At 60.4% G+C, this 25,578-nt stretch carries 21 protein-coding genes and 2 pseudogenes; 13 read left to right on the top strand and 10 right to left on the bottom strand.

What is annotated here, in order from left to right; all coding sequences use genetic code 11:
- Positions 1-143: 143 nt before the first annotated feature.
- Genes QZ409_RS00140 through atpD form a run of 9 tightly spaced genes read right to left on the bottom strand, consistent with a single transcriptional unit; the run spans position 144 to position 6,736 of the window.
- On the bottom strand, positions 144-1,028 hold the full coding sequence (locus QZ409_RS00140) for a FoF1 ATP synthase subunit gamma (RefSeq protein WP_296706021.1): 885 nt from the start codon (positions 1,026-1,028) through the stop codon (positions 144-146).
- Positions 1,025-2,566 (bottom strand): F0F1 ATP synthase subunit alpha, encoded by a 1,542-nt coding sequence (locus QZ409_RS00135; protein WP_296706020.1) that lies wholly within the window; start codon positions 2,564-2,566, stop codon positions 1,025-1,027. The genes QZ409_RS00140 and QZ409_RS00135 overlap by 4 nt, the downstream gene beginning before the upstream one ends.
- Positions 2,547-3,296, bottom strand: a complete 750-nt coding sequence (locus QZ409_RS00130; protein ID WP_296706019.1) for a hypothetical protein — start codon at positions 3,294-3,296, stop codon at positions 2,547-2,549. Before QZ409_RS00130 ends, QZ409_RS00135 begins: the two co-directional genes overlap by 20 nt.
- 13 nt (positions 3,297-3,309) lie before the next feature.
- A complete protein-coding gene (locus QZ409_RS00125; RefSeq protein WP_296706018.1) occupies positions 3,310-3,555 on the bottom strand; it encodes a F0F1 ATP synthase subunit C in 246 nt (81 codons plus the stop codon).
- The gene (locus QZ409_RS00120) at positions 3,552-4,256 is read right to left on the bottom strand and encodes a F0F1 ATP synthase subunit A (RefSeq protein WP_296706054.1); all 705 of its coding nucleotides are present in this window, start codon (positions 4,254-4,256) and stop codon (positions 3,552-3,554) included. The genes QZ409_RS00125 and QZ409_RS00120 overlap by 4 nt, the downstream gene beginning before the upstream one ends.
- Positions 4,256-4,564, bottom strand: a complete 309-nt coding sequence (locus QZ409_RS00115; RefSeq protein WP_296706017.1) for an ATP synthase subunit I — start codon at positions 4,562-4,564, stop codon at positions 4,256-4,258. The genes QZ409_RS00120 and QZ409_RS00115 overlap by 1 nt, the downstream gene beginning before the upstream one ends.
- Positions 4,561-4,851 carry an AtpZ/AtpI family protein gene (locus QZ409_RS00110; RefSeq protein ID WP_296706016.1) on the bottom strand — a complete coding sequence of 97 codons (291 nt, stop codon included), beginning with the start codon at positions 4,849-4,851 and terminating at the stop codon, positions 4,561-4,563. The genes QZ409_RS00115 and QZ409_RS00110 overlap by 4 nt, the downstream gene beginning before the upstream one ends.
- Positions 4,848-5,288 carry a F0F1 ATP synthase subunit epsilon gene (locus QZ409_RS00105; RefSeq protein ID WP_296706015.1) on the bottom strand — a complete coding sequence of 147 codons (441 nt, stop codon included), beginning with the start codon at positions 5,286-5,288 and terminating at the stop codon, positions 4,848-4,850. Before QZ409_RS00105 ends, QZ409_RS00110 begins: the two co-directional genes overlap by 4 nt.
- Entirely contained in the window at positions 5,285-6,736 is a 1,452-nt protein-coding gene (gene atpD, locus QZ409_RS00100; protein ID WP_296706014.1) for a F0F1 ATP synthase subunit beta, read from the bottom strand. Before atpD ends, QZ409_RS00105 begins: the two co-directional genes overlap by 4 nt.
- 628 nt (positions 6,737-7,364) lie before the next feature.
- Here atpD and QZ409_RS00095 point away from each other — a divergent pair.
- The 5 genes and pseudogenes from QZ409_RS00095 to QZ409_RS00075 all read left to right on the top strand — a co-directional run.
- The gene (locus QZ409_RS00095) at positions 7,365-9,029 is read left to right on the top strand and encodes a TolC family protein (RefSeq protein WP_296706013.1); all 1,665 of its coding nucleotides are present in this window, start codon (positions 7,365-7,367) and stop codon (positions 9,027-9,029) included.
- Between the two features lie 32 nt (positions 9,030-9,061).
- Positions 9,062-10,360 carry an efflux RND transporter periplasmic adaptor subunit gene (locus QZ409_RS00090; RefSeq protein ID WP_296706012.1) on the top strand — a complete coding sequence of 433 codons (1,299 nt, stop codon included), beginning with the start codon at positions 9,062-9,064 and terminating at the stop codon, positions 10,358-10,360.
- A 39-nt stretch (positions 10,361-10,399) separates the two neighbouring features.
- Entirely contained in the window at positions 10,400-13,549 is a 3,150-nt protein-coding gene (locus tag QZ409_RS00085; protein ID WP_296706011.1) for a CusA/CzcA family heavy metal efflux RND transporter, read from the top strand.
- A gap of 462 nt (positions 13,550-14,011) precedes the next feature.
- Positions 14,012-14,383, top strand: coding sequence for a copper-binding protein (locus QZ409_RS00080; protein ID WP_296706010.1), 372 nt, complete (start codon positions 14,012-14,014; stop codon positions 14,381-14,383).
- Positions 14,384-14,637: 254 nt separating this feature from the next.
- A pseudogene (locus tag QZ409_RS00075) lies at positions 14,638-14,881 on the top strand (IS3 family transposase); the annotation flags it as partial.
- A gap of 120 nt (positions 14,882-15,001) precedes the next feature.
- On the opposite strand, the gene ppk2 reads toward QZ409_RS00075, so the two are convergent.
- A complete protein-coding gene (gene ppk2, locus QZ409_RS00070; protein WP_296706009.1) occupies positions 15,002-15,778 on the bottom strand; it encodes a polyphosphate kinase 2 in 777 nt (258 codons plus the stop codon).
- A gap of 1,069 nt (positions 15,779-16,847) precedes the next feature.
- On the opposite strand from ppk2, the gene QZ409_RS00065 reads away from it, so the two are divergent.
- The 8 genes and pseudogenes from QZ409_RS00065 to QZ409_RS00030 all read left to right on the top strand — a co-directional run bounded on the left by QZ409_RS00065 (position 16,848) and on the right by QZ409_RS00030 (position 25,201).
- Positions 16,848-19,220: a heavy metal translocating P-type ATPase gene (locus tag QZ409_RS00065; RefSeq protein WP_296706008.1), complete on the top strand. Its 2,373-nt coding sequence runs from the start codon at positions 16,848-16,850 to the stop codon at positions 19,218-19,220.
- Positions 19,221-19,899: 679 nt separating this feature from the next.
- Complete coding sequence (locus QZ409_RS00060; RefSeq protein WP_296706007.1) at positions 19,900-20,268, top strand: copper-binding protein; 369 nt, start codon at positions 19,900-19,902, stop codon at positions 20,266-20,268.
- Between the two features lie 121 nt (positions 20,269-20,389).
- Positions 20,390-20,641: pseudogene (locus QZ409_RS00055) on the top strand (IS481 family transposase); the annotation flags it as partial.
- Between the two features lie 393 nt (positions 20,642-21,034).
- A complete protein-coding gene (locus tag QZ409_RS00050) occupies positions 21,035-21,265 on the top strand; it encodes a hypothetical protein (protein WP_296706006.1) in 231 nt (76 codons plus the stop codon).
- 111 nt (positions 21,266-21,376) lie between these two features.
- Positions 21,377-21,664 carry a DUF2933 domain-containing protein gene (locus tag QZ409_RS00045; protein WP_296706005.1) on the top strand — a complete coding sequence of 96 codons (288 nt, stop codon included), beginning with the start codon at positions 21,377-21,379 and terminating at the stop codon, positions 21,662-21,664.
- Complete coding sequence (locus QZ409_RS00040; RefSeq protein WP_296706004.1) at positions 21,661-22,326, top strand: isoprenylcysteine carboxylmethyltransferase family protein; 666 nt, start codon at positions 21,661-21,663, stop codon at positions 22,324-22,326. The genes QZ409_RS00045 and QZ409_RS00040 overlap by 4 nt, the downstream gene beginning before the upstream one ends.
- A 221-nt stretch (positions 22,327-22,547) precedes the next feature.
- Entirely contained in the window at positions 22,548-23,240 is a 693-nt protein-coding gene (locus QZ409_RS00035; RefSeq protein WP_296706003.1) for a Spy/CpxP family protein refolding chaperone, read from the top strand.
- A 197-nt stretch (positions 23,241-23,437) separates the two neighbouring features.
- Positions 23,438-25,201, top strand: a complete 1,764-nt coding sequence (locus tag QZ409_RS00030; RefSeq protein ID WP_296706002.1) for a DUF3141 domain-containing protein — start codon at positions 23,438-23,440, stop codon at positions 25,199-25,201.
- Positions 25,202-25,578: the final 377 nt, after the last annotated feature.

Raw genomic sequence — 25,578 nt, 5'->3', positions numbered from 1 at the left:
GCGCGGGTTGGTTACCGCATGACCGTGGTTTCGTCATGGGCTGTCTCGGTCGAGAGGCGAGTGTCGGCAGAGCCAGCGCAATCCTCGATTAGGGACATGCAGTGGGGCGGACCGCCATCGCCTTTAGCCGGCGAACATACGGTCTAGGTTGATCTCGCCCGGGAATTGGCGTTGCTCTGCGCCCCACCGGCCAATTCAATAATTTCATTCGTGATTTCTTCCTGCCGCAACCGACGCGAGCGGGAGATCAGGCCGTCCAGCGTTTTTGTGACATTGGCGCGCGCCTCGATCATGGCGCGCATTCGGGCCTCGTTTTCGGCTGCGAACGACAGCACCGCCGCCTCGCACAATTCGGCGAAGACATATTCCTCAACCAGCCTGGCCAGCAAAACTGCCGGCGGCAAAGTGAGCAAGGGTATCGCTTTGTTTAGGTTGGCAGGGACGCGCTCAAAATCGAACGGCAGCAGCTTTTTCTCGACAATCTGGATCGCGTTCGATCCGTCGGGAATCGCGTGGACCACCGTCACGCGCGTGACCTGTCCCGCGTCTAGCCTTGCGTAGAGCGCATCGACAATTTTATTGGCCAGCGTCGCCGCTTGTCCGACATGGGCGACCATTGGCGACGCCCAGTCGATAGTGAAACCTCGCTCCTGCGCGACCATCAGACCGCGGTCGCCGATCAGCATGATTTCCGTCTCCTGGTTCGGGTTTGTCGCCGCGAGGCGACGGACGGTGTCGAGCACGCGTTCGCTGAAAGCTCCGGCGAAGCCTTGTTCGGCGACCATAGCAATGATCGCGCGGGAGCCATCCCCTTTTCGAACCGAGTCCGTACGTCCAAGTTCTGGCGCGAAAGCCAGAATCTGGCCGATCGCCCCGGCGATGGTTTTCGCATAAGCGCGAACGCCATCAAGATGGCCGCGCGCCTCGCGCGAACGGGCTGCGGCGACGCCGCGCATGGCCCCAATCACCGAGGAGAGCTGCCGCACGGTGCCGATGCGCGCCTCGACATCGCTCAAACGTTCCGTCATAAAGCCGCCTCCGGTTGCTCCGTTGCGGCGACATCGGCGCCGAGCGCGCTCACGGCCGCAACCAGCCGCCTCCGGACAGCTTCGTCCAGAACGCCTGTGTTCGCCAGCATAGCGACGGCGTCGGCAGCCTGGGCGTCGAGCCATGTTGGCAGACGCGCCCGCACAATGCCGACGGTCGCGGTGGGGAAATCATCGAAAATACCTTCGGCGAGCGCGGCCAGCAGAGCCGTCTGGTCGGCGAGCCGCAAATTGGCCAGTCGAGGCTGAACCAATAGTGCGCGGATACGTTCGCCGCGGGTAATTTGCGCTTTGACGCGGGTGTCGGAAATGCCGCCGAATCGGGTGAACATTTCGAGTTCGAGGAATTGCGAGTAGTCCAGCCTTATGCGGCCTGAGACTTCGCGCAGCGCCGGTTTCTGCGCCTTGCCGCCGACACGGCTGACGCTGGTCCCGACATCGACCGCCGGACGCTGGTTTGCGGCGAACAGGCGCGAGTCGAGTACGATCTGGCCGTCGGTGATCGAAATCAGATTGGTGGGGATATAGGCCGAGAGATTGCCGGCGTCGGTCTCGGCGACTGGCAAGGCGGTCAGCGAGCCGCCGCCCAGTTCCGCCGATAGTTTGGCCGCCCGCTCCAGCATCCGTGCATGAACGTAGAAAATGTCACCGGGATAGGCCTCGCGGCCCGGCGGCTCGCGCGTGAGCAGCGCCAGTTCCCGGTGCGTCGCCGCATGCTTGGTCATATCGTCGATGACGATCAAGGCGTGCTGCCCCCGATCGCGAAAATATTCGGCGATGGTGAAGCCGGCGAAGGGCGCGATCCATTGCAGCCCAGGTGAAGCGGCGGCCGACGCCACCACGAAGATGCAGCGTTCCGGGGCGCCATGCGCCCTCACGGCTTCGATCACCCGTTCGACAGCAGTCGCTCGCTGTCCGACGGCGACATAGACGCAAATCACGTCCGAATTCTTCTGGTTGCAGATCGCGTCGACGGCGATCGACGTTTTTCCGGTGGCGCGATCGCCGATGATCAGCTCGCGCTGGCCGCGACCGAGTGTGAACAACGAATCCACGACTAGTATGCCCGTCTCCATCGGATCTGAAACCAGATCGCGCTCGATGATGGTCGGCGCGGGGCGCTCGATCGGGCAATGGGCCTCCGCGGCGATGGTCTCATCGCGATCGATCGGCCGGCCAAGCGGGTCGACGACGCGTCCAAGCAGACCGGAGCCGACGGGCACGCGGACCACCGCGCCGGTTCCTGTGACTTTCGAACCCGCCTGGATCGCCGCGCCCTCATCAAGGAGCACAGCAAGGATGGCGTCGGCGTCAAGCGTGAGGGCGTATCCCGCGCAGCCGCCGTCGAAAACGAGGAGCTCGTTCAGACGGACATCGGGCAGTCCCGAAACCTGCGCAATCCCGTCGGCGATCCGCTCGACGCGGCCAACGGATTGCGCCTGGACGGACAGGTCCGTTCGCGCCAGCGCCTCTCTTGCGCGCCCCAGCCAGTCGGCCGAATTATTGTCTTGCATGGTCATGGCGCGTCAACTCTGTGGCGATCCGGTCGAGATCGAATCGAAAACTGTTGCGGACCAGGGCGTGGCGCGTCTCGAATTCCAGTCCGGCGATGAGGCCGGGGTCGATCTCGACAGCGAAAATGACTGGTCGTCCTATCGCCCGGGAGAACGCGGCGCCACAAGCCTTCAATTCCTCGTCGGTTAGAGCGCGTGGCGCCTTGAGCCGAGCTTCTTCGCCACTGGTGGCGAGGTCATGGCGCGTGGATGGGGGAAGCGCCCCGAGTTGGCTCGCCATTCCCTCGATAAAACCAACAACGCGGGCCTCAGGAGGGAGGCGGTCGAGCAGTTTGGAGGCAATGTCGACAGCCAGAAGGCTGGCGCGATCGGCGGTCGCGGCTGTCTCGCTCTGCCGCGCGAGAAAAAACTCCGTCTCGGCGGCGACGCGCTTTTGCTCTGCCTCTATCCTGGCGGCGGCGAGAAGCGCGGTCTTCTCCGTCGCTGCCTCGGCGGCCGCCGAGGTCAAGGCTACCGTGCGAGCCGCCGCCTGGCGCGCGGCCTCCTCGTCGATTTTCGCTTTTTCGACGAGGGCTGCATCTCGCGCCGCGCGGGCGTCGTCGAGCAGCCGGGCGGCAGAGGCTTGACGCTCCGCGATGATTGCGGTGACGGGACGGAACAGAAAGCGGCTCAGGATCCAGACAAGGACCAGGACATTGACGGTCTGAAGCCCAAGCGTCCACCAATCTATTTTCATCGCGGAACGCAGCTCACTTCACGAAGGGGTTGGCGAACAGGACCAGCAGCGCGATCACCAGACAATAGATCGCCATGGTCTCAATCATCGCCAGGCCGACGAACAGAGTCCGCGACAAGGTTCCCGCCGCCTCGGGCTGTCGCGCGATGGCGTCCATCGCCGCCGCGACGGCGCGCCCCTCCGCCAGTGCCGGGCCGATCGCCCCGAAGGACACGGCGATGGCCGCCGCCAATATGCTGACGATCTGGATCTCATTCATGGCTGCTTCCGTTTCTGCTCGGATGGTTCTAGAGCGATTTCATGGCTTTCACCAACGGCGGCGCCGATGAAGACGGTGGCCAGCACGGCAAAAATATAGGCCTGCACCGCCCCCGTCAGCAGGTCGAGCGCCATCAGCGGAATCGGCGTGAGCAGACCCGCCAGCGTCAGCACAATGCCGACGACGAAGACGCCGCTCATGACGTTGCCGAACAAGCGGACGATCAGCGAGAATGTGCGCGTGATCTGTTCGACGACATTGAGCGGGATCATCACCCAGGTCGGTTCGGCGAAAGTTTTCAGATAACCGCCAAGACCGCGCGTTCCAATGCCGAAGACGATGGTCGCTCCAAGCACAATCAACGCCAGGGCGGCGTCGGTTTCAAGATGGGCGGTCGGCGGTTCGACGCCGGGCGCCAGCGACGACCAGTTGGCGATCAGCACATAGAGGAAGATTGTGCCGATCAGCGCGCGGTATCGCGCGGGTTCGGTCTGCATCGTGTCGCGAATTTGATCGTCGACTGCGCCAACTACGGTTTCAAGCACCGTCTGGGCTTTTGACGGAACCAGTTTCAGGCGCCGGGTCACGAGGAAGGCGAAACCGCCGAGGCCGATCATGATCGCCCAGGTGACGAGAACCGGTTCGGTGATCGGCGCGGGACCGATCGAAAAGACTGGATCAAGCGTGAGCGGCGAAGCGATCACTTCGTTCTCCCGAGGCGGCGCAGAAGGAGCCCGCGCGTAAAAAACACGCCGAGTGCGCCGCCAAGCAGGGCGGGCGCTCCAATTTTGGCGAGCGCGGCGAGAACGACGATCAACAGACCGAAACGGCCAAGCTGAACCGCCAAAGCCCGAAGAAAGCCGCCATCAGCATACAGTCGCGTATTCCACCACAGCGAGCCGAAATGCGCCAAGCCAAGCAGCGCCCCAACCGCCAGGCCGAAAAGCGCGTTCAATCCGTTGGCGTAGGAAGCGCCGCCATGCGCCGTTGCGACGAGAGCATCGATCATGACCGATGCATCCATTTCCATGCCGACCACAGGCCGATGATCGCGCCAATCATAATCAGCGGGGCCGAAAACAATACGCCCGTGGCGAGGGTGTGGTCGAGCCAGCGGCCGATGAACACGCCGAGCAGGGTCGGCAGCACGATGGTCCAGCCGAGAATTCCGATCTGTCCCAGACGCGCGCCGAGCGACGGTTCCGGATTCTTCGCTCCCTCGCGCGATCGTTTTTCCGCGCGTCGCGCCGCTCCCGCTAGCCCATCTGGCGGTTCGGGCTCCAAAACCTTAGTCATGGCAAGTCACCGTCGAGCGTGAGCGGCTTAAGGTCGCCGCGCAAATAATGCATCAGCTGGCGCACAGCCCGCGCGTGCAGGCGCATTTGTTCGACGCGCGCCCGGCGGTCGGCGTCGGTCTCGGCGGCGCGCAAGGCTTGCACCTGCGCTTCGAGCGTCGGCAGATCGTCGCCGATCGCGCCTTCCCGGCAGGCGATGGCGACGCGGTGGCCGCCCGTCACTGTCAGCACGCCGCTCTTCAGCGCGCAAAAATGGGCGACGCCATCCCTTTCGCGCCAGCGCACAACCGAAGCGGGGAGAACGGTCAGCAGATCGGCGTGGCCGGGAAGTATGCCGAAGCCGCCGCTTTCGTCCTCGGCGCGGATCGATTGGACTTTGGCGCTATCGACCAGAACGGAAGCCGGCGTGGAGATGGTCAGGTTCAGCGAATCGTTCATGCGGCTGGCGCCTCCCTGATCGGCCGCGCGGCGTCCCCAGTGCGCGCAGCCTCTTCCTTTTCACGTGCTTCACCAAGCGTTCCGACCATGTAGAGTGAACTCTCTCGCCAGCCGTCGCATTCGCCCGCCAGGATCGCGCGGCATCCCGCGATTGTGTCGGCGACCGCGACCGAGCGCCCGGGAACGCCGGTGAAGCCTTCCGTGACGACGAAGGGCTGCGTCAGAAAGCGCTGCAGCTTGCGCGCCCGCTCGACGATCCGTCGATCCTCGGCGCCGAGTTCCTCCATCCCCAAAAGCGAAATCACATCCTGCAGTTCGCGGTAATGTTCAATGGCGCGCCGCACTTCGATGGCGATGTACGCATGGTCTTCGCCGACGACCAACGGATCGAGCAGGATCGAGGACGACGCGATCGGGTCAATCGCCGGATACATGCCTTCGGCCGCCATGGCGCGCGACAGGACAACCATGCTGTCGACATGGGCGGCAATGGTTGTCACGGCCGGGTCGGTAAAATCGTCCGCGGGCACATAGACGGCCTCGATCGCCGTGACGGCGGCGTCGCCCACCGAGGCGATCCGCTCTTGCAAGGCGGCGACTTCGCTCGCCAGCGTTGGCTGATAGCCGACCCGCGACGGCAGCCGGCCGAGCAGGCCCGAAACTTCGGCGCCCGCCTGGACGAAGCGGAAAACGTTGTCCATCAGCAGCAGTACGTTCTGATGACGCTCGTCGCGGAAATATTCGGCTATGGCCATTGCCGTCATCGGCACGCGCCAGCGGGCGCCCGGAGGTTCGTTCATCTGGCCATAGACGAGAACCGTGCGGTCGAGCACGCCAGAATTGGTCATGTCGAGCAGCATTTCATGCCCTTCGCGTGAGCGTTCGCCGACGCCGGCGAAAACGGAAATGCCTTTGTAGCTCGCGACCATGGCGTGGATAAGCTCCATCACCAGCACCGTCTTGCCGACGCCGGCGCCGCCGAACATCGCCGCCTTGCCGCCTTGCGCAAGCGGCGCCAGCAGGTCAATCACCTTGATTCCGGTAGCGAAGAGGTCGGACGCGCCGGTTTGCGAGGCGAAGGGCGGCGGCGCGCGGTGGATTGGCCGCCGTGGGACGTCCGGACGCAGTTCACCCCCATTGTCGCAGATACGGCCGGTGACGTCGATCAGCCGGCCCAAAACGTCGTCCCCGACCGGCACGGCGACCGGGCCGCCAACCCTCACAACGCAATCTCCGCGCCGCAAGCCGGTCGTGGCCTGAAGCGCAATGGCGCGAACCGTCTTCTCGTCGAGGTGCGCCTGAACCTCGGCCATGACCGTCCGGCTCTCGGCGTCTTCAATCAATAACGCGTCTTCGATTGGAGGCAATTCGCCAGCGGCGAATGCGACATCAACCACCGCCCCGCGGATCGCGACAACCTTTCCATCGCTCGTGGGCTGCAACTGCATCTATTGCTTCCGGAGTTTTGTTTTGCCGAGAAGGGTTAACTTACTCGATTTCGCGCATTTTAGCGCGGCCATTCATGTGGGGCCAATAATCCAGGCGGGTTCGAAAAATTCGTGTGAACCGAAGCCAGGGCAACCCCGCCAAAGGCCAAAACTGCCATTGAGCGTCTTGTCCAGCAAGCAGATCTTTAAAAACACCGTCGCAAACGTAATATTATTATCCGCGGAAAGTCTCCGCTCGATCAGAGGCACGCTTCATATTTCAACCCGCTCATATTTCGCACGCGATTACACTGAACTTGCTCCGGGCCAATGCAGTCCAAGCCATGGTTCTTGGAGCCTAAATTTTCACGTAATTCGAAGGAATCCCCGTTGACCAGAATCACTTACGCAATTAACCATTTTGCCTCCGAGATCAAAAAAGTCGAGACGTCAACAACTAACGGGGTGCGCGTGAATGAGACCGCCTGCGGCAAAGCCCAGCAATCGACATTTGGCCATCCCGGAGTTTTATGACGGAGTTGCGTCATATTCGGCGCGCGCGACTTTGGGCTCGTCCGCTTCGACTTTCGGCCCCAGACATCCCTGGCTAAAGATTGCCCGCGGCGGTTTTCGTTCTCGGCTGGAGATGATGCTGCAAGCGATCTGCCTCTATGCCCGGCTGTTATGCGGGCGGGTGAACCGCGTCCGACCCACTATCACACCGGACCTGCCCAGGCGCTGTCGAACGCTCCGTGCTGCAAGGCATTTTGACACATTCGATCTCAGGATCTTTGGCGATATGGCCTACCGGCAGCATGCGGTCATGCTTGCCATGTGGCGCGCTGTTCGTCCGGGCGAAGAACCTGCGAAAGTCGAGTGCGGCCCGGAAGGCCCGGTGCGAACATATTCCGGCCTTGGGCGGCCAATCCGCAAACAAGCGCTAAGGGGCGCCGCGATCGCCAGCCTGAGTATGGCGATGCTTTTGGGGCTGAGCGGCTGCGTTCTCGCGCCGGAGGGCACGATGCAGGAGCAGGCAAAGCTCGATGCGAATTCGCCACGCTTTGAGCCGCCGATTGAGTCTTGTCAATTGCCCACGCTGCCGAAGCCGGCAGGTTGGCGCGACGTTTTACTCCGGGCCTTCGTCGCCAACGGCGAATTGGAGTCGGCCTATTTCGAGTGGAAGGCGGCTTTGGCCCGGATCGACCGGGCCGCGACTTGGCCCAACAGCAACGCCACGATCGGCTTCAGCTACATGTTTTCGCGTGAGAACATCACGACATGGAATCGCACGACAGTCAGCGGCGGCTTCGATCCGTCCGTGCCGCTGTCGTTGCCGATCAAAACGGAAACCGCCGGCAAGGTCGCGCTCGATGCGGCCAGGGAGGCAGGCGAAAAGTTTCGCACGGTCAAGTTCGACCTCCAGCGGCGGGTGCTTTCCGCGTATTTCGACTTGGCGCTGGCCGAAGAAAAAGTCCGCATTCAGCGTGACAATCTGAATCTTCTCAAACTCGTGGCCGAGTCAGCCGCCGCGCGCTCGCAAGCGGGCGGTCCTGTGCAGGATATGGTGAAGGCTCTGACCGACAAGGAGTTGGCGAAGAACGATTTATACAACGTCGAAGCTGACGCGAAATCGATGCGGGCCACGGTTAACGGGATGCTTTCCCGCGATCCCGGCGCTTCGCTCGTGCTTCCGTCGGTGCTGCCGCCGCCGCGTCCAGTCGCCGTCGGTGATGCCCGGCTCATAGCGGCGGCCGTCGACCAGAACCCGGAACTGGCCGCGCTTGCCCGGCAGGTCGAGGGACGGAAGGATGCCGTGGAACTGGCGCGGCTAGGCTTTCTGCCTGATTTTGCGCCTTCCGCGAGTCTCACTGGCAATGTTGCGCAAGTTCTTGGAACGATGGTTATGCTGCCGACGACGGCGCCGGCGATTCGCGCCATGATCAAAGACGCCGAGAGCATGACGCGTTCGTCGGAAGCCGTTCTCCGGCAAACGCAGCACGATCGCGCTTCGAGCTTCGTGGCCAACCTCGTCATCATGCGCAATGCGGAACGGCAAATGCAGCTTTATCGGCGCTCTATCGTGCCCTCCGTGCAGCAGTTGATCAACATTTCCCGGCAGGAATATGCGGCGGGATCGGTCGGCTTCGCGGATTTGATGGACAGCTCGCGAACATATATCGGGATCCGCCTCATGGTTGCCCAAGTCCGGATCGAACGGGAGAAACGGCTCGCGGAGATCGAGGCGCTTGCCGGCGTGGACATAGAGACGCTCGGCCAGCCTATGGCGCCGCAGGATTCTCTCGCCGCGCGATAATGTGCCGACGCCTGATCACAGTGAGGAATCCCATGTCGACGAAGCGATACAGAAGCCTGATCGGACTGGTGTTGACGGTTCCGCTGATCTTGAGCGCCGTTCAGAACAGTCGCGGGCAAGAGAACCCAGCGCCGGTCATGGACATGCCTGGCATGGAAAAGCCAAGGCCCGCTGCCGCCGGCGCAACGGTCAACCCGAAGCCGGAGGGATACGCCGAGGTCAGTATTGCCCCGGAAGTCCAACAACGCATCGGGGTCACACTGGGGAAGGCGACCGAGACGCCGCTGACGATGATCATTAGAACCGTCGGTATTATACGCCCCGATGAAACCAAGCTCGTCCATATTCACGTGAAAACGGAAGGCTGGGTCGAAAAGCTGTTCGTCTCCTTTACCGGTCAAAAGTTGAAGGCGGGCGACCCCCTTCTTTCGATTTACAGCCCGGCGTTCTTCGCCGCGGAGCGGGAGTTTCTGTCTGCGCTGCGTGCAGCCAAGTCCGGTCTCGCCAACGCTGGGGATCAACAGATCGTGTTGGAGACCGCGCGTCGGCGGCTGGAGCTTTGGGATGTGCCATCCGATGCGATCAAGGCGTTGGAGGCAACCGGGAAACCAGGCAAGTCATTAACCTTGCGTAGCCCGATTTCAGGGACGGTCCTGGAGAAAAAGGCGTTCGAAGGTCAATATGTCATGGCCCAAAGCGATCTTTATATGGTCGCCGACCTTTCGACGGTGTGGGTGCAGGGCAAGGTTTTTGAATACGAATTGCCGCATGTCGAGCTCGGAATGCCGGTAACGGTCACATTGCCGTCTCTGCCAATGCAGCAGTTTAAGGGCAAGGTTGTGTTCGTCGATCCGGTTGTCGACGAGATGAGCAGATCGGTGCAAGTGAGAGTGGAATTGCCCAATACCGACGGCCAACTCAAGCCCGGCATGTTCGGTCATATCTTGATTAGCCACGCGATGGGGACCGGCCTGACCGTCCCAGTGTCGGCCGTGATCCGCACGGGCGAGCGAAACATCGCCTTTCGCGCTGTTTCGGATGGTCGCTTCCTGCCAGTGCAAATCAAGATCAGCCCTTTGCCGTTCGAGGACAGGTTTCAGGTTCTCGAGGGGCTTAACGCCGGTGATGAAGTCGTCACGTCGGCCAACTTCCTGATCGACTCCGAAAGCCAGTTGCAGGCCGGTGGCGGTAGCATGGCGGGCATGCCCGGGATGGACGCCGGTGACGCGTCCGGAGGCAAAAAACCCTCCGCGAAGCCGCAGGAGATGAAAGGAATGCCTGAGAAAGGCTCCCCAGCGAAGGAACCCGATCATTCCAAGATGCAGCACTGACGCCTTCTCCGTGCAAGCGCCAATAAACGAAAGCTCACCATGATTGCCCGCATCATCGAGTTCAGCGCCCGCAACACGCTGATCATTCTGCTGTTTATCGTCGCAATTGTTAGCGGCGGATTTTGGGCGGTCTACAACACGCCGCTCGACGCGCTTCCCGACCTTTCGGATGTGCAGGTAATTGTCGCCACCGACTGGGAAGATCGCAGCCCCAATATCATCGAAGACCAAATTACCTATCCGATCGTGACACAGCTCCTCTCCGCCTCCAAGGTAAAGGCGGTGCGGGCCAGCAGTTTCTACGGACAGTCCCTGGTGTATGTCATCTTCGAGGACGGCACCGACTTGTATTGGGCGCGCAGTCGGGTGTTGGAATATCTCAGCGGCATGGCGGGAAAGCTGCCGACGGGCGTTTCACCGCAGCTCGGGCCAGACGCGACCGGCGTCGGTTGGGGCTTGGAATACGCCTTGATTGACAAGACGGGGAAACATTCGCTCGCTGACCTCCGCAGTCTCCAGCAATGGCAAGTGCAATACCAGATTCGCGCTGTTCCCGGCGTGGCGGAAGTAGCCAACGTGGGCGGCTTTGTGAAGCAATACCAGGTCACCATCGACCTCGACAAGCTACTGGCCTATAAGATCCCGATCAACAAAGTGGTCGAGCAAGTCCGCCGCGGCAATCAAGAAGTGGGCGGACGCGTATTGGAGTTCACCGGCACCGAGTACATGGTGCGCGGAAGGGGCTACTTTCAGAAACCCGCCGACATTGAGAAAGTGGCGCTCGGAGCGCAGCCCGATGGGACGCCGATTCTTGTGCGGGACGTAGGTTTCGTCCAAATCGGCCCGGACATCCGCCGCGGCGTGACAGACTATAACGGCATGGGCGACGCCGCCGGGGGCATCGTTATCGTCCGCTTCGGCGAGAGCGTCTACGACGTGTTGGAACACGTCAAACAGACCATCAAGGAAAAGGTCGTTCCGACTTTGCCGCCAGGGGTCGAGCTGGTTGTCACTTACGACCGATCGACGCTGATCAACCATTCGGTGGAGACGCTGCGGCAGAAGCTCATCGAAGAAAGCCTGGTCGTCAGTTTGGTCTGCCTCGTGTTCCTGTTCCATATCCGCAGCGCCTTAGTCGCGATCATCACTCTGCCTCTGGCGGTCCTGATGGCGATGCTGGCGATGCGGTGGATTGGGCTGACCAGCAATATTATGAGCCTGGGGGGTATAGCAATCGCGATCGGGGCGATGGTGGACGCGGCCATCGTAATGATCGAAAACGCTCACAAACACATCGAACGTGAGGAGGCCAAGCCCGCCGAGGAGCGCCGACCGCGCCTGGAAGTCGTAATAGACGCCGGCAAAGAGGTGGGGCCGTCGCTGTTCTTTTCACTCTTGATCATCACGGTTAGCTTCCTGCCGGTATTTGCGCTTCAGGATCAGGAGGGGCGGTTGTTCAGGCCGCTCGCCTATACCAAGTCGTTCAGCATGTTCTTTGCGGCCATGCTGTCGATCACCGTTACCCCATTCCTCATGGTCCTGCTGATCCGGGGCAAGGTTCCGGCCGAGGAGCGAAATCCGATCAATAGTTTCTTGATCTGGATCTACCACCCGATCGCCAAGCTGGCATTGAAATGGCGCTACGCGATGGTCGTCATCTCGGTCCTCGCCATCGCCGCCATCGTGCCGATCTACAACAGCCTTGGCAGCGAATTCATGCCGCCGCTGTGGGAGGAAACGGTGCTTTTTATGCCGGCGACGCTGCCGGCGGCTTCGATCCAGACGATGAAGGACACAATTCAGGAGCAGGACCGGATTTTGATGGGCTTCCCGGAAGTTGCTGGCGTCTTCGCCAAAGCGGGCCGGGCCGAGACGGCGACCGACCCCGCGCCGCTGGAAATGGTCGAGACAATCATTGACCTGAAACCCGCCGATGAGTGGCCGAAGGGCATGACCCCCGATAAGTTGGTCGGGGAGATGAACCAGGCGCTGAACGCGAAGATGACGGGCTTCTCGAATAGTTGGACGATGCCCATCAAAGCCCGCATCGATATGCTCTCCACCGGCATCCGAACGCCCATTGGCGTGAAGGTATTTGGACCGGAGCTTGCGGAAATAGGCCGGATACTATCTCAAGTTGAAACCGCCGTGCGAACGGTCCCGGGGACCAGAAGCGTTTTTGCGGAACGTGTGACCCAGGGTCACTATTTTGACTTCGACATCGACCGCGACGCCATCGCCCGCTATGGGCTATCGGTGATGGACGTGCAGGAAGTCATCCAGGCGGCGGTCGGTGGGACGAATCTCACCCAAACAATCGAAGGCCGCGAGCGCTATCCCGTGAACGTCCGTTACGGGCGTGAACTACGAGATGATGTGAGCAAGTTGAAGCGGGTGCTGGTTGCTGCGCCTACAGGCGTCCAAGTGCCTTTGGGGGAACTGGCCGAGCTGCGATTCGTCGAAGGTCCTGGCCTGATCAAGAGCGAAGCGGCGCAGCTGGTGGGCTACGCCTATGTCGATGTCGCGGACCGGGATACCGGCGGCTACATGAATGACGCTCGAAAAATAGTCAGCGAGATGGTGAAGCTGCCCCCAGGCTACAGGCTGGAATGGAGCGGGTCGTTCGAGGGGATGCAAAGGGCGGGTCAGCGATTGCGGTATGTCATTCCCGTTACGCTGGCCGTCATCTTTTTGTTGCTCTACCTCAACGCCCGGTCGCTCACCAAAGCTCTGATCGTGATGATTGCCGTGCCTTTTTCTCTTGTGGGCGCGTTTCTGCTGTTGTGGCTATTGGGCTATCACCTCAGCGTCGCGGTGTGGGTGGGGATCATCGCCTTGGCTGGTGTCGACGCCGAGACCGGGATGGTTATGCTTCTGTATTTGGATGTGACCTATGAGCGCTGGAAACGGGAAGGGCGGATGAATAGCATCGCGGAACTGGAGGGCGCGGTCATGGAAGGCGCCGTACAGCGCGTGCGGCCCAAAATGATGACGGTCCTCGCGATTCTGCTCGGCCTCTTGCCGATCATGTGGTCCAGCGGGGCCGGCTCCGACGTCATGAAGCGAATCGCCGCCCCGATGGTCGGCGGGATCGTCACGAGTTTCATCTTGACGCTGGTTATCTATCCGGCAATCTATGTTATATGGAAAACTTGGAGCGACGTACGGCCCAATCGGACAAAACTCTGAGGCTTGTATTGTTATGGTGCTCATTCCTGTCGAAGCCGGCCATCATAACGCGACGGCCAACAATTCTACGAAGCGTCGACAAGCGCAAGAGGGCCTGGCGACCAGACAGAACTATCAAATTCATATACTCAATGAGCAATCGCAGTAGATTTGCGACTTGCATACCGGCACTCGATCAATCGGCATGAATGAGATAGAAAAGACTTTCCCATTCGTGGGTTCGACGCACCTTGGCGCCTTGGCACGTTGCGTGGAGGCAATTCTAACGATATTTAGGGTGCTAGGAAGAAAGATGGTACTTCCGCCGTCGACTTCCGCATGAGGTATGGATTGATTTGAGTTTTTGAATCGGCCAAACAACCAGAAAAGCAAGAGTAAATCTGTCATCAATCGGTCGGCGCAAAGACGCCGCCGGTTCCGCGAGATACCGCGGTGTGCGGCCTCGATTAATGGAGACCTACAATGTTGAAATCAAAATCCCGCATCGCACTGGCTCTCGTGCTTGCCTTGACGAGCGCCGCGCCCGCTTTCGCCATGGGTAGAATGGGCGGACCGGAATGGCTGTCTATGATGGAGAAGATCCGCGCCGACAAAGCGGCTCCGGGAACGCCGCTCTGGGTCTTGGTGCGCGTGAAGAACGCCGACGTCCCGGGACACAAGCTGACCATCTCGCACCGAGCGATCCCGCAAATTCACATGCCGGCGATGACGATGACCTTCCCGGTTGTCGATCCCACGCACCTTAAGATGCTGCATAAGGGCGATCCGGTGGACATCGAGGTCGCTAACGAAAACGGCGAAGTGAAAATCATCGATTTTCGTATGGAGCATTGAGCTTCGCATGAGGCGCGCCAGCTGCGAGTCTTGTCGGAGATCGTGAAGCTGGCCGCCTGTCACATCGATGCCGCCCCCCGTGTTCCATCCTGGACGCGGAGGGCGATGGACCTCGGAAATTCCGGTGGGAGCCGAACAGCTTCGCCAGAACATGAGTGGTGAGGATGTCTGACTTCGACCGCAAAGCCGCCGTGCGCCGATACCGTCATCCCTTTCGCCGAGATGATGATTATATCGCGCAGGAAAGACAGGCCTCGGTCGGAAGCTTTGGCGATTCCTACGCCAATGCTCTCGCCGAAACGAACTACGGCCTTTACAAAGCCGAGGTCATCCATCGACGCGGCCCTTGGCGGAGTTTTGAGGCTGTAGAGTTCGCGACGCTGGAATGTCGACTGGTTCAATCAGCGCGGATTGCTGGAGCCGATCGGCAATATCCCGCCAGCCGAGGCTGAAGAACGCTATTACGCTATGCTGGAGCAATCAGCCATGGCGGCGTAATTTTAACAAAAGCGGCCTCCGGCAAACCCGAGGCGGTTCAGTCCGCGAAGTCTTTTGCGGCCTTCTTCCGAACACATATCGCGCGACGGCAGGCCTCCGAAAGCCCGTCTGTCTCCTCGTTCAAGGCGCAATTACGCCGTTTTTCAGCGCGAGTTCGTCAAAAAGAAACACTTGGTTGGGGTCCGGCAATTCGCCATGATGCCTCTTGCCGGGATATTCGCAGCGCGACAAGAGATCGCGAATAATATTCAGACGGGCTGCCTTTTTATCGTCGGCCTTGATGATGATCCATGGCGCGAACACGCTGTGGGTTCTGGCGAACATGTCGTTCCGCGCTTCCGAATAAAGTTTCCAACGCTTGACCGCTTTTTCGTCGACAGGACTGATCTTCCATTGACGCAGCGGGTCGACGCGGCGTCGATCGAGACGCCGTTCCTGCTCCTCGCGGCTTATGTCCAAGTAGTATTTGATGATTGTGACGCCGCAATGGACAAGCAATTGTTCGAATATCGGCGCGGCGTGCATGAACTGCTCGTATTCTGCGTCCGTGCAGAACCCCATGACACGCTCGACTCCGGCGCGATTATACCAGCTGCGGTTGAAGATCGCGATTTCGCCGCTTATCGGCAGATGCGGGACATAGCGCTGGAAATACCAGGATTTCCGATCAATGTCTGATGGCTTGCCGAGCGCGACGATACGAGTTTCGCGCGGACTGAGATGTTCGGTGATGCGCTTGGCCGCGCCGTCCTTTCCGGCGGCGTCCCGCCCTTCCAAAATGACAAGAACCTTTTGCTCGTTCTCAATGACGTGCTTCTGGAATTTGACCAGTTCAACTTGCGCCTCGTGCAAAGCCTTCTTGTACGATTCGTCTTCCGTCGTGTTTTTTTTCGTCATTCACTGCGCCCCACATACGATTATATCAGGATTTGCCAGGATCGTCGCCCATGAATCGTTTCGGTCAGCTCCGCCAAAGATGTGCATCGGCGCTTCGTCAAGCTGGGGCCGAAAAAGTTGGCGCCTTGCGAACGGAAATTTAAATTCCGCCGCTCCATTTCAGGAGCACTGGCTACGCAATTTCCTTGAAACAGACGTTTAGCCTAGGCGTAAATTGTTGAGTGCATCAAAGACGATCCGCGGCAAAACCAATTAATTTGTTCTTTGCAACTCCGGCATTTTCCGTTGGCCTTGCCACAATCGAGGTGGTATAAAGTATGCTGAAACAGGGGTGAGTTTTGAAACGGCTAAACGCCTCTCGCGTGCTTTTAATTTTGGCGGCCCTTTTCGCGGCCCTTTTTGCGCTTGGACCGACGGCTGCATCCGCTCACCCTGGTCATCCACACGATGAATACTCCATAGTCGGCGCGGCGTCTCAAGCGCGCGGCATCGCCTCGAAGCCCGCTTCTTCATTGCACGCGACAAGCGCCGCAGGCGTCAAAGCCGGGGCGAGCATGTTCACGGCGGCGGCTTTTTTCGTATCTTCCTGCGTCGGCGATCAAAAGCATTCTACCTCTAGCTGCACATGCTGCTCCGGCGCAGGATGTTGCACGTCTGCTTGCGTTATCGCGCCTGCGCAGTTGCTTCCCATGCTGGCCGGCGTCGTCGCTCGCCTTGGCGAGCTGAAGCCGTTGGACATCAAGGGCACCGACCCGTCGTCTCCTCTTGATCCGCCCAAATCCTTCCTCTGAACGATTGCCATCGGCGTAGGTCCTTTCGAGGGCGACGCCGCCTGCTATTCGGCCGAGGATTTCCCCCATGTCCATTGTTCTTGCCGCTTGGTTCGCGGCCTCCCTCCGCTTCTTGACGCGGTGCTTCCGCGCGCAGCAGCCGCGTCGGACTCGCTCGCCCTTTCAACCAATCCTCGGCTGAGAAGCCGCCGCGTTGGTTGTGAGAAGACGCGTCGGCTGAGGGCTCTAGCCATCTCCAATGCGATGCGGAAAAGGCTCGTCATTTGCGGAGCAATTCAATGAACCATACCCATGAAGGCCACGATCATGGCGCGCACGACCATCAGGCTCATGGCGCTCCGATGCGCGCCGCGGCGGCGGCCGTCAAGGATCCCGTCTGCGGCATGACGGTTGATCCGGCGAAATCCGCCCATCGCGCTGATTTTGGCGGCGAGGCTTATTATTTCTGTTCGGCGGGATGCCGCACGAAATTCGTCGCCGAGCCCGAACGCTTTGCGTTATCGGCGCCCGAAAAGGCGCCCGCAGCGCCTGTCCTGGAGGGGACGATCTATACCTGCCCGATGCATCCGGAAATCCGTCAGGCCGGGCCAGGCAATTGCCCGATTTGCGGCATGACTTTGGAGCCTGTTCTGGCCACGGCGGAAACAGGTCCAAGCGCCGAACTTGTCGACATGACGCGCCGGTTCTGGATTGGCCTCGCTATCGCGCTTCCGGTCCTGGCTCTCGAAATGGGTGGGCATCTGACGGGGCTTAAGCTTGTCCTTGGCCATTCGGCATCAAACTGGATTCAGTTCGTTCTCGCCACCCCCGTCGTGTTTTGGGCTGGCTGGCCCATTTTCGTGCGCGGCGCTCGGTCGGTTGTGACACGCCAGCTCAACATGTTCACTCTCATCGCGATGGGTACGGGCATCGCCTGGATTTACAGTGTCGTCGCCACAACCGCGCCACAGATCTTCCCTGCGGGGTTTCGTGACGCTGAAGGCTCGGTCGCGGTCTACTTTGAGGCTGCCGCGGTCATTATGGTCTTGGTTCTGCTCGGCCAGGTTCTTGAATTACGGGCGCGTGAAACAACCAGCGGCGCGATCCGCGCCTTGCTCGACCTTGCTCCGAAAACGGCGCGACGCATCAAAGCCGGCGGCGGCGAGGAGGAAGTCGGCCTCGAAGCGGTCGCCGTCGGCGACCGCCTAAGGGTCCGGCCTGGCGAGAAGGTGCCTGTCGACTCCGTGGTGGTCGAAGGCCGCAGCGCGGTCGATGAATCCATGGTGACGGGCGAATCCATGCCGGTGACCAAGGAGATCGGGGCGAAAGTGATCGGCGGGACAATAAACCAGAGCGGCGCGCTGGTGATCACTGCCGAAAAGGTCGGACGAGACACGATGCTGGCGCAGATCGTCCAGCTCGTCGCCGAGGCGCAGCGTTCGCGCGCGCCGATACAGCGCCTTGCCGACCAGGTCGCGGGATGGTTCGTCCCTGCGGTCATCCTCATCGCGGCGCTCGCTTTCGCAGCCTGGTCGATCTTTGGCCCGGAGCCACGTTACTCTTACGGCCTCATCGCCGCCGTGGCCGTCCTCATCATCGCCTGCCCCTGTGCCCTGGGCCTCGCCACGCCGATGTCGATCATGGTCGGCGTCGGGCGAGGCGCGCAGGCCGGCGTGCTGATCAAGAATGCCGAAGCGTTGGAGCGGATGGAGAAGGTCGATACGCTCGTCGTCGACAAGACCGGCACACTGACTGAAGGCAAGCCAGCGGTTACAGCGATCGTCACCGCGGAAGGCTTCGCGGAGGTTGACGTCCTGCGGTTGGCGGCCAGCGTGGAGGTGGCGAGCGAACATCCGCTCGCCCGCGCCATTGTCGCCACCGCCAAATCGCGCGGCCTGGCGCTCGCGCCGGTCGAGAATTTCGACTCGCCGACCGGACGCGGCGCGCTCGGCAGTGTGGAGGGCCGGCGTCTCGTCCTCGGCAATGCGCGCTTCTTGGAAGAACAGTCGATCGACACCGCGCCGCTTGCCGAGGCGGCGGAGCGCCTGCGCCAGGACGGCGCGACGGCGATTTTCGCCGCGATTGACGGCCGCGTCGCAGCCGCGCTGGCGATTGCCGACCCGGTGAAAGCTTCGACGCCGGAAGCGCTCGCCGCATTGAAGGCGGCCGGGGTCAAGGTCGTGATGTTGACTGGCGACAATTGGACGACGGCAAAGGCGGTCGCGCGCCGGCTCGGGATCGACGATGTCGAAGCGGAGGTGCTGCCCGACCAGAAAAGTTCGGTCGTTCAGCGTTATAAGGCTGCGGGGCGGATCGTCGCCATGGCCGGTGACGGAGTGAATGATGCTCCGGCGCTGGCCGCGGCGGATGTCGGCATCGCGATGGGAACCGGAACCGACGTAGCGATCGAGAGCGCTGGGGTGACGCTGCTCAAGGGCGATCTCACAGGCATTGTCAAGGCGCGGCGGCTCTCGCAGGCGACCATGGGCAATATCCGCCAGAACCTGTTCTTCGCCTTTGTTTACAACGCTCTCGGCGTGCCGGTTGCGGCCGGCGTGCTTTATCCGTTCTTCGGGATTCTGCTCTCTCCGATCATCGCCGCCGCGGCGATGGCGCTGTCGTCTGTCAGCGTCATCACCAATGCGGCCCGCTTGCGTCGTGTGAAGTTGTGATGAGCCCGCGTCAAAAATGTCGGCCAAATGGACGGGCGCGAGGCGGTTCGCTCTTTGAACCGCTGCGCGCCTTAATGAAGGCGCCAATGATGTGGAACTCCGGCTTGCGGGTTCTTCCGGCCATTCGGCAATTGCTCCTAAGCTTCGCGATTCTGGGGCTGCTGTTGGCGCCAATGGCTGGATCAGCGCATGGCGCGATGCAGCAAAACCAGGTGATCGGCATGGCCGATCATTCGCCCTGCTGTCCGGAAAGTCCCGTCGACAATTGCCCCAAATGCGCCTTGATGACGTCATGCGCTCTTTTTTGCGTTGACGACCTAGCGATGGAACAAAGCGTGGCGATGGTTGGCTGGCTCGACGCCGCGCCTGTCGCAGCAAGTTCGTCGCAAACTTTGGCCGGCGTCGATCACCCGCCGCCCCGAAAGCCGCCCCGTTGCTGGATTTTTTGCCCGCCAACCGGCGGGCGCGGCGCGGCGCGAAATCAAGCGCGCTCGCCACCCAAATTCATGACAATGTCATTGCAAGTAAATACTGCCTCGTAAGCAGTAAAGATATACGCATGTAAAATAACTTATGATTTTTATTAACATGATATTGATCTAGATCACGTATTAAAGATTGTTTTTGTGTTTTTGTATTGTTAAGTTGCTAACGTCGGCAATGAGCAGAGGAGACTACAATGTTGAAATCAAAATCCCGAATCGCGCTGGCTTTTGCGTTGGCTATAGCGAGCACGGCTCCATCTTTCGCCATGAACATGGGCGGACCGCAATTCCTGCAAATGATGGAGAAGATTCGCGCCGACAAAGCGGCCCCGGGAACGCCGCTCTGGGTGTCTGTGCGTGTGAAGAAAGCTGATGTTCCAGGACACAAGCTGACCGTTACGCACCGAGCGATTCCGAAAATCCAGATGCCGGCGATGACGATGACCTTCCCTGTTGCCGATCCCACGCATCTTACGATGCTGCACAAGGGCGATCCGGTCGACATCGAGATCGCCAATGATCAAGGCGAAGTGAAAATCATCGATTTTCGCATGAACCATTGACCGTCGCATAAGGCGCGCCGGCTGCGATCCCATCGGCGATCGTGAAGCCGGCCGCCGGTCACTCGGTGTTTGATCCCGGACTTTATGGTGCAAACTTTTCTCCTGAATGGAGGAATGCGCTTTGGGGCAAATTCTTCACGGTCGCGCCACAACGACGGAGGCAGTCCGTCGAGCAATACAAAATAGTCAAGAGAGCTTGAGGACGCTGGCCAAGCGCTACGGGATCAAGCCCAAGACGGTCGAGAAGTGTAAAAAGCGCGGCTCGACCGCTGATGTGAAGACCGGTCCGAAAGCCCCGAAATCAACGGTCCTGACGGACGAAGAAGAGGCGCTCGTCGTGACTTTTCGCGAGCATACCCTGCTCGCGGTCGACGGCGCGAAACGCCAAAAAGCTGATCACGCCCCGCAGGCGCAAAGGCGGCTGAGATTCCCCGAAGACCCGCAAAATGCGGACTCATTAGCAGGTGAATCAAATGTTGAAATCAAAATCCCGCATCGCGCTAACTTTCGCGCTGGCCATGGCGAGCGCGGCTCCGTCCTTCGCCATGAACATGGGCGGGCCGCAATTTCTGCAAATGATGGAGAAGATTCGCGCCGACAAAGCGGGTCCTAGCCACTGTTGGTCACGAACGCAACACTGTGGCCATCTCTATCGGCGGGCTCGACGGCACGAAACGCCAAAAAGCTGATCAATACCCGCAGGCGCGAAGGCGGCTGAGATTCACCGAACGCCCACAAAATGCGGACTCAATGGCAGGTGAATCAAATGTTGAAATCAAAACCCCGCATCGCGGTGCTCGCCATGACGGGCGCCGCGCCCGCTTTCGCCCTGCAATTGAACGGATCGCAATGGCCGACAATGATGGAGCAGATCAGCACCGACAAAGCGGATGAGGGAGCGCCGCTCTGGGTCTCGGTATGTGTGATAAACGCCGACGTCCCAGGATGGACGCTGACCTTCTCGCAGCGAGCGATGCCGGGGAGCCCTCCCGTTTGAGTGCTTCGCGATCAGACGGAATCGCGGGAGGCTCGAAACTTCCTGAAAACGCCGCGCTTTAGGTTAAAAGCCGGCATCCATTTTATCGCACACGACTAGCGGAGAAACCCCATGTCCCAACATCACGACCATTTCGAACCACCCGCCGATCAGCGTCCCTTTCTGAAGACGCCCGCCGGATGGGTTCTAATTGGCTTCCTGGCGATCGGCGCCTTCTACCTCGTCACCGAGCACACGGCGCATTTGTTCGGTTTCCTGCCGTTCGCCTTTCTCCTCGCCTGTCCGCTGATGCACTTGTTCATGCATGGCGGACATGGCGGTCACGGCGGCCATCAAGACCACGGCAAAAGCGCCGGACCCGCCAGCGACAGCGCTTCGACGAAGGACGTCCAGCCATGACACACGATGCTCCCGCTTACGGCCTCTGGTCGCTCGTCATCATCAATACCCTCTTCTTCATTATTTTCGCCACGAGTTTCAGCGTCGGCGGCTGGAAGAAGAACTGGCGCGAGCTGGGAATGTTCTCGGCATTCGTCCTTGCACTGTTCACCGAAATGTACGGGTTCCCGCTGACGATCTATTTCCTGTCCGGGTGGCTGGCGGCGCGTTATCCGGGCCTTGACCTGATGTCTCACGATTCCGGCCATTTGTGGTCGACGCTTCTCGGCCTCAAAGGCAATCCGCATTTCAGTGTGCTGCATATATTGAGCAGTTTGCTGATCGGCGCCGGATTCGTCCTGCTCGGCTATTCGTGGCGACCGCTATACGAGGCGCAACGCGCCGGCAAGGTCGCAACGACCGGTCCCTACGCCCGAATCCGCCACCCTCAATATGTCGCCTTTGTCGCGGTAATGGCCGGCTTCCTGTTGCAATGGCCGACAGTCCCAACCCTGCTGATGTTCCCGGTCATGACCTGGGTCTACGCCCGGCTGGCGCGGCATGAGGAGCAAGCCTCGATCGAACAGTTCGGCGAGGCCTATCGCGCCTATATGGCCGCCGTGCCCGCCTTCATCCCCAAACGTTCGGTGTCCGGCCTGCCCGATCGCAAAAACAGGCGGTGATTTGGCTGTTCGCAGCGCTTGGAGAAGCGCGATGATGGCGATGGCAAGAAAAGCATCGAGCGCCAAAGCGATTGAAAAGCCAGCTGCGAAACTCGCATCTGCGGATTCGCTTCGCGCGAACGTCGGCGCCCGGACGATGGCCGCGGCTCAGGACTGCGACGCCGACATTTTCGAAAAGCTTCCGGTGAAGACGCATTCGCCGACGAAGAGGAGAGGAAATAATGAAAACGGCACTCAAAACCCTGCCGCTGGCCTTTGGCCTACTGGCGATCGCCCCTCTCGCTTGGGCCCAGAGTCCGGCGGACCACAACGCGCATCATCCGGCGCAGAGCGAAGCGCCTGCGGCCGCGCCAGCGCCGACCGCTGGTCCGCCCGTCCAGGGCGGGATGGGCGGGGCGCCGATGATGAAAATGATGGGCGGCGGAAAGGGCATGGATATGATGCTCATGATGCGGATGATGATGATAATGGCCGGCTCCGGCATGGACGGGATGGGAATGATCGACCACGTCGAAGGCCATATCGCTTTCCTGCGCGCTGAGCTGAAGATCACCGATGCGCAGTCGAGCGCCTGGAGCGCCTTCGCCGATGCGATGCGGGTCCATGCGCAAAAGCTCGCCGACATGCGCGGCTCGATGACGGGTCCGGGCTCGGCTCAGCAGCCGCCGACCGCGATCGATCGTATCGATCAGCAGGAGCGCTTGCTCACGGCCCGTCTCGACGGCCTAAGGACGATCAAGGCGGCCGTCGTTCCGCTTTATGCGGCTTTGTCGGACAAACAGAAAAAGATCGCCGACGAGTTGCTCGGTCCGCATATGGGAATGGGCATGATGGCGATGACGGGAATGTCGCCCGGCGGGATGATGGGGACGGGCCAGATGAAAACCGAGCCCATGCCCGAAATGGGAAAATAGTGCGGCGCGAAGAGCAAGTCTCGCAGCGACGCTTATCGAGCCTACATGGCGTCGACGACTGCTTTCATCCCGAACTATCCGAACGGATTCGCTCGTTCCAGTGAGCAAGAAGTGAATTGGTCCCGGGCGGCGCTTGAAGGAGCACGAAGATGATGACAACAAAGCAAGCATCGAACGTCAAGCCATCGGAAGAACCGATGCGCCAAGCCGTTACCCCGGTCGAGGCCGGGTCGCTCGTCGCCGCGGCGGGAACGAACAAAAAGCCTTCAGCGCCATCGGAGGGTGGTAATTTCGCCGACTTACCGGCCTATGCCCAAGACTTCGCCGAGCGGACGGTGCTATTCTGGGATGCCTTGCGTCAGCGCGCCGACAATTTCCTCGAACACGAGCGGCTCGGCCTTCCGGCTTTGCTCGACTTCAAATGGGAGTTGCTGCTTGACGCGCGCACCTTCGAGCGGCCGGTCAATTACGCGTTGCTGCGTATTACCGAGGCGTCCGGATGTCGCGCCAGAGATTGTGTCGACGACAACAAACCGCCGGTGCTGATCGTTGATCCGCGGGCCGGCCACGGTCCGGGGATCGGCGGATTCAAACGGGAATCAGAAGTCGGGCTGGCGTTACTGGAAGGTCATCCCGTCTATTTCGTGATCTTCTTTCCCGAGCCCTGCCAAGACCAAACGCTGATGGACGTGCTGCATGCGCTGCGCCGCTTCGTCGAGGAGGTCGCCAGGCGCCATCCAGGCAAACCGCCCGTGCTCTACGGCAATTGTCAAGCTGGATGGGCGATCACGCTGCTATCGGCCGATTGCCGTGGGCTCGTCGGGCCGGCCGTACTTAATGGTTCGCCGCTGTCCTATTGGGCCGGAGACGCCGGCGTCAATCCGGCCCGTCTCGCCGCCGGCTTGCTGGGCGGCGTCTGGCTTACGCATTTTATCGCCGATCTCGGCGACGGCCGCTTCGACGGCGCCTGGCTCGCGCAGAACTTTGAGACGCTGAAGCCGGGCAATGCGCTTTGGGATAAATATGCGCATCTCTTCACGCACATCGACGACGAGCGCGAGCGCTTCCTCGATTTTGAACGCTGGTGGGGCGGCTTCCACAGTCTGACTCGCGAGGAAATTCTCGCCATCGTCGAGAATTTGTTCATCGGCAATGAGCTCGAACAGGGCTTGTTCCGGATCTGCGAGGCTTGCTTCGCCGATCTGCGCAAGATCAAGAACCCTCTCGTTATCTTCGCCTCCTATGGCGACAACATCACGCCGCCGCATCAGGCGCTTGGTTGGATTCCCGCCGTTTATAAAGACACAGCGGACTTGAAGGCCGCTGGACAACGGATCATTTATCTGACCAATCCTCACGTCGGCCATCTCGGCATCTTCGTCTCCGCGAAGATCGCTCGCTTCGAGCATCGCGCTATTCTCGAAGGGCTTGCCGAGATCGAAGCCCTCGCCCCGGGCCTTTACGAGATGAAGATCGACAATCCAGGCGGCGATCCCGATTGCCGCCTGCCGAAATATTCGCTCCGTTTCGAGCCGCGCGAAGTGTCGGATTTGAAGTTTGACCATCCGATCGACGCGTTCGAACGCGTTCAAAGAATCTCGCAAGCGGGAGACGCCTTCTATTCCGCTTGGATTAGCCCTTGGGTCAGGGCTGTTTCGAACCCATGGACCGCAAATTACCTTCGCTGGACGCATCCGATGCGCACAAATCGATACCTCTGGTCGGAGCAATTTTCTCCTTGGATGCACGGAGTCGCCGGCTTGGCCGAAACCGTGCGCCGAGGCCGTCATCCACTTCCCGACGATGACGATTATATCGCGCAGGAACGTCGGGTCATCGATGGCGTGTCACAATTCTTCGAGCTTGGCCGGGTGTGGCGCGACGCAATCGAGGAAGCGGCCTTCTCCGCCCTCTATCGTTGGCCGCCATCGCGGCAGGTCGAAAAATTCGCGAAGAAGTGATGTTGTCAGGAAAGAAGTGCCTGTCATTGGCGTCGCGGATGCCCTGGTGTCCGCGAAGTCTTTCGCGGCCTTATTCATATACATATCCTGCGACCGCAGGCCTCCGAACAGCGCGAGTTCGTCAAAAAGAAACACTTGGTTGGGGTCCGCAATTCGCCATCAACATGTCGGTCGCGGTGGCGGTCCGTTTCATCGACCTCAGGCTGCTCCCTGGCGCTGACGGAACTTATGTCATCGATCAGATTCATCCGGCGAAATAGACATGGGCTTGGCAAGGAGAAGGTAATGATGGGAGACAATGGAATGATGAATGGCGCCGGGATGTGGAGCGCGGGGCTATTCGGGATCTTGATCCTCTTGCTCGTCATCCTCGCGAT

The organism is Rhodoblastus sp. (assembly GCF_019449565.1).
Classification (GTDB): Bacteria; Pseudomonadota; Alphaproteobacteria; order Rhizobiales; family Beijerinckiaceae; genus Rhodoblastus.
Note: the sequence above shows the minus strand (reverse complement) of the source record. Positions and strands in the feature narration are given on the sequence as shown.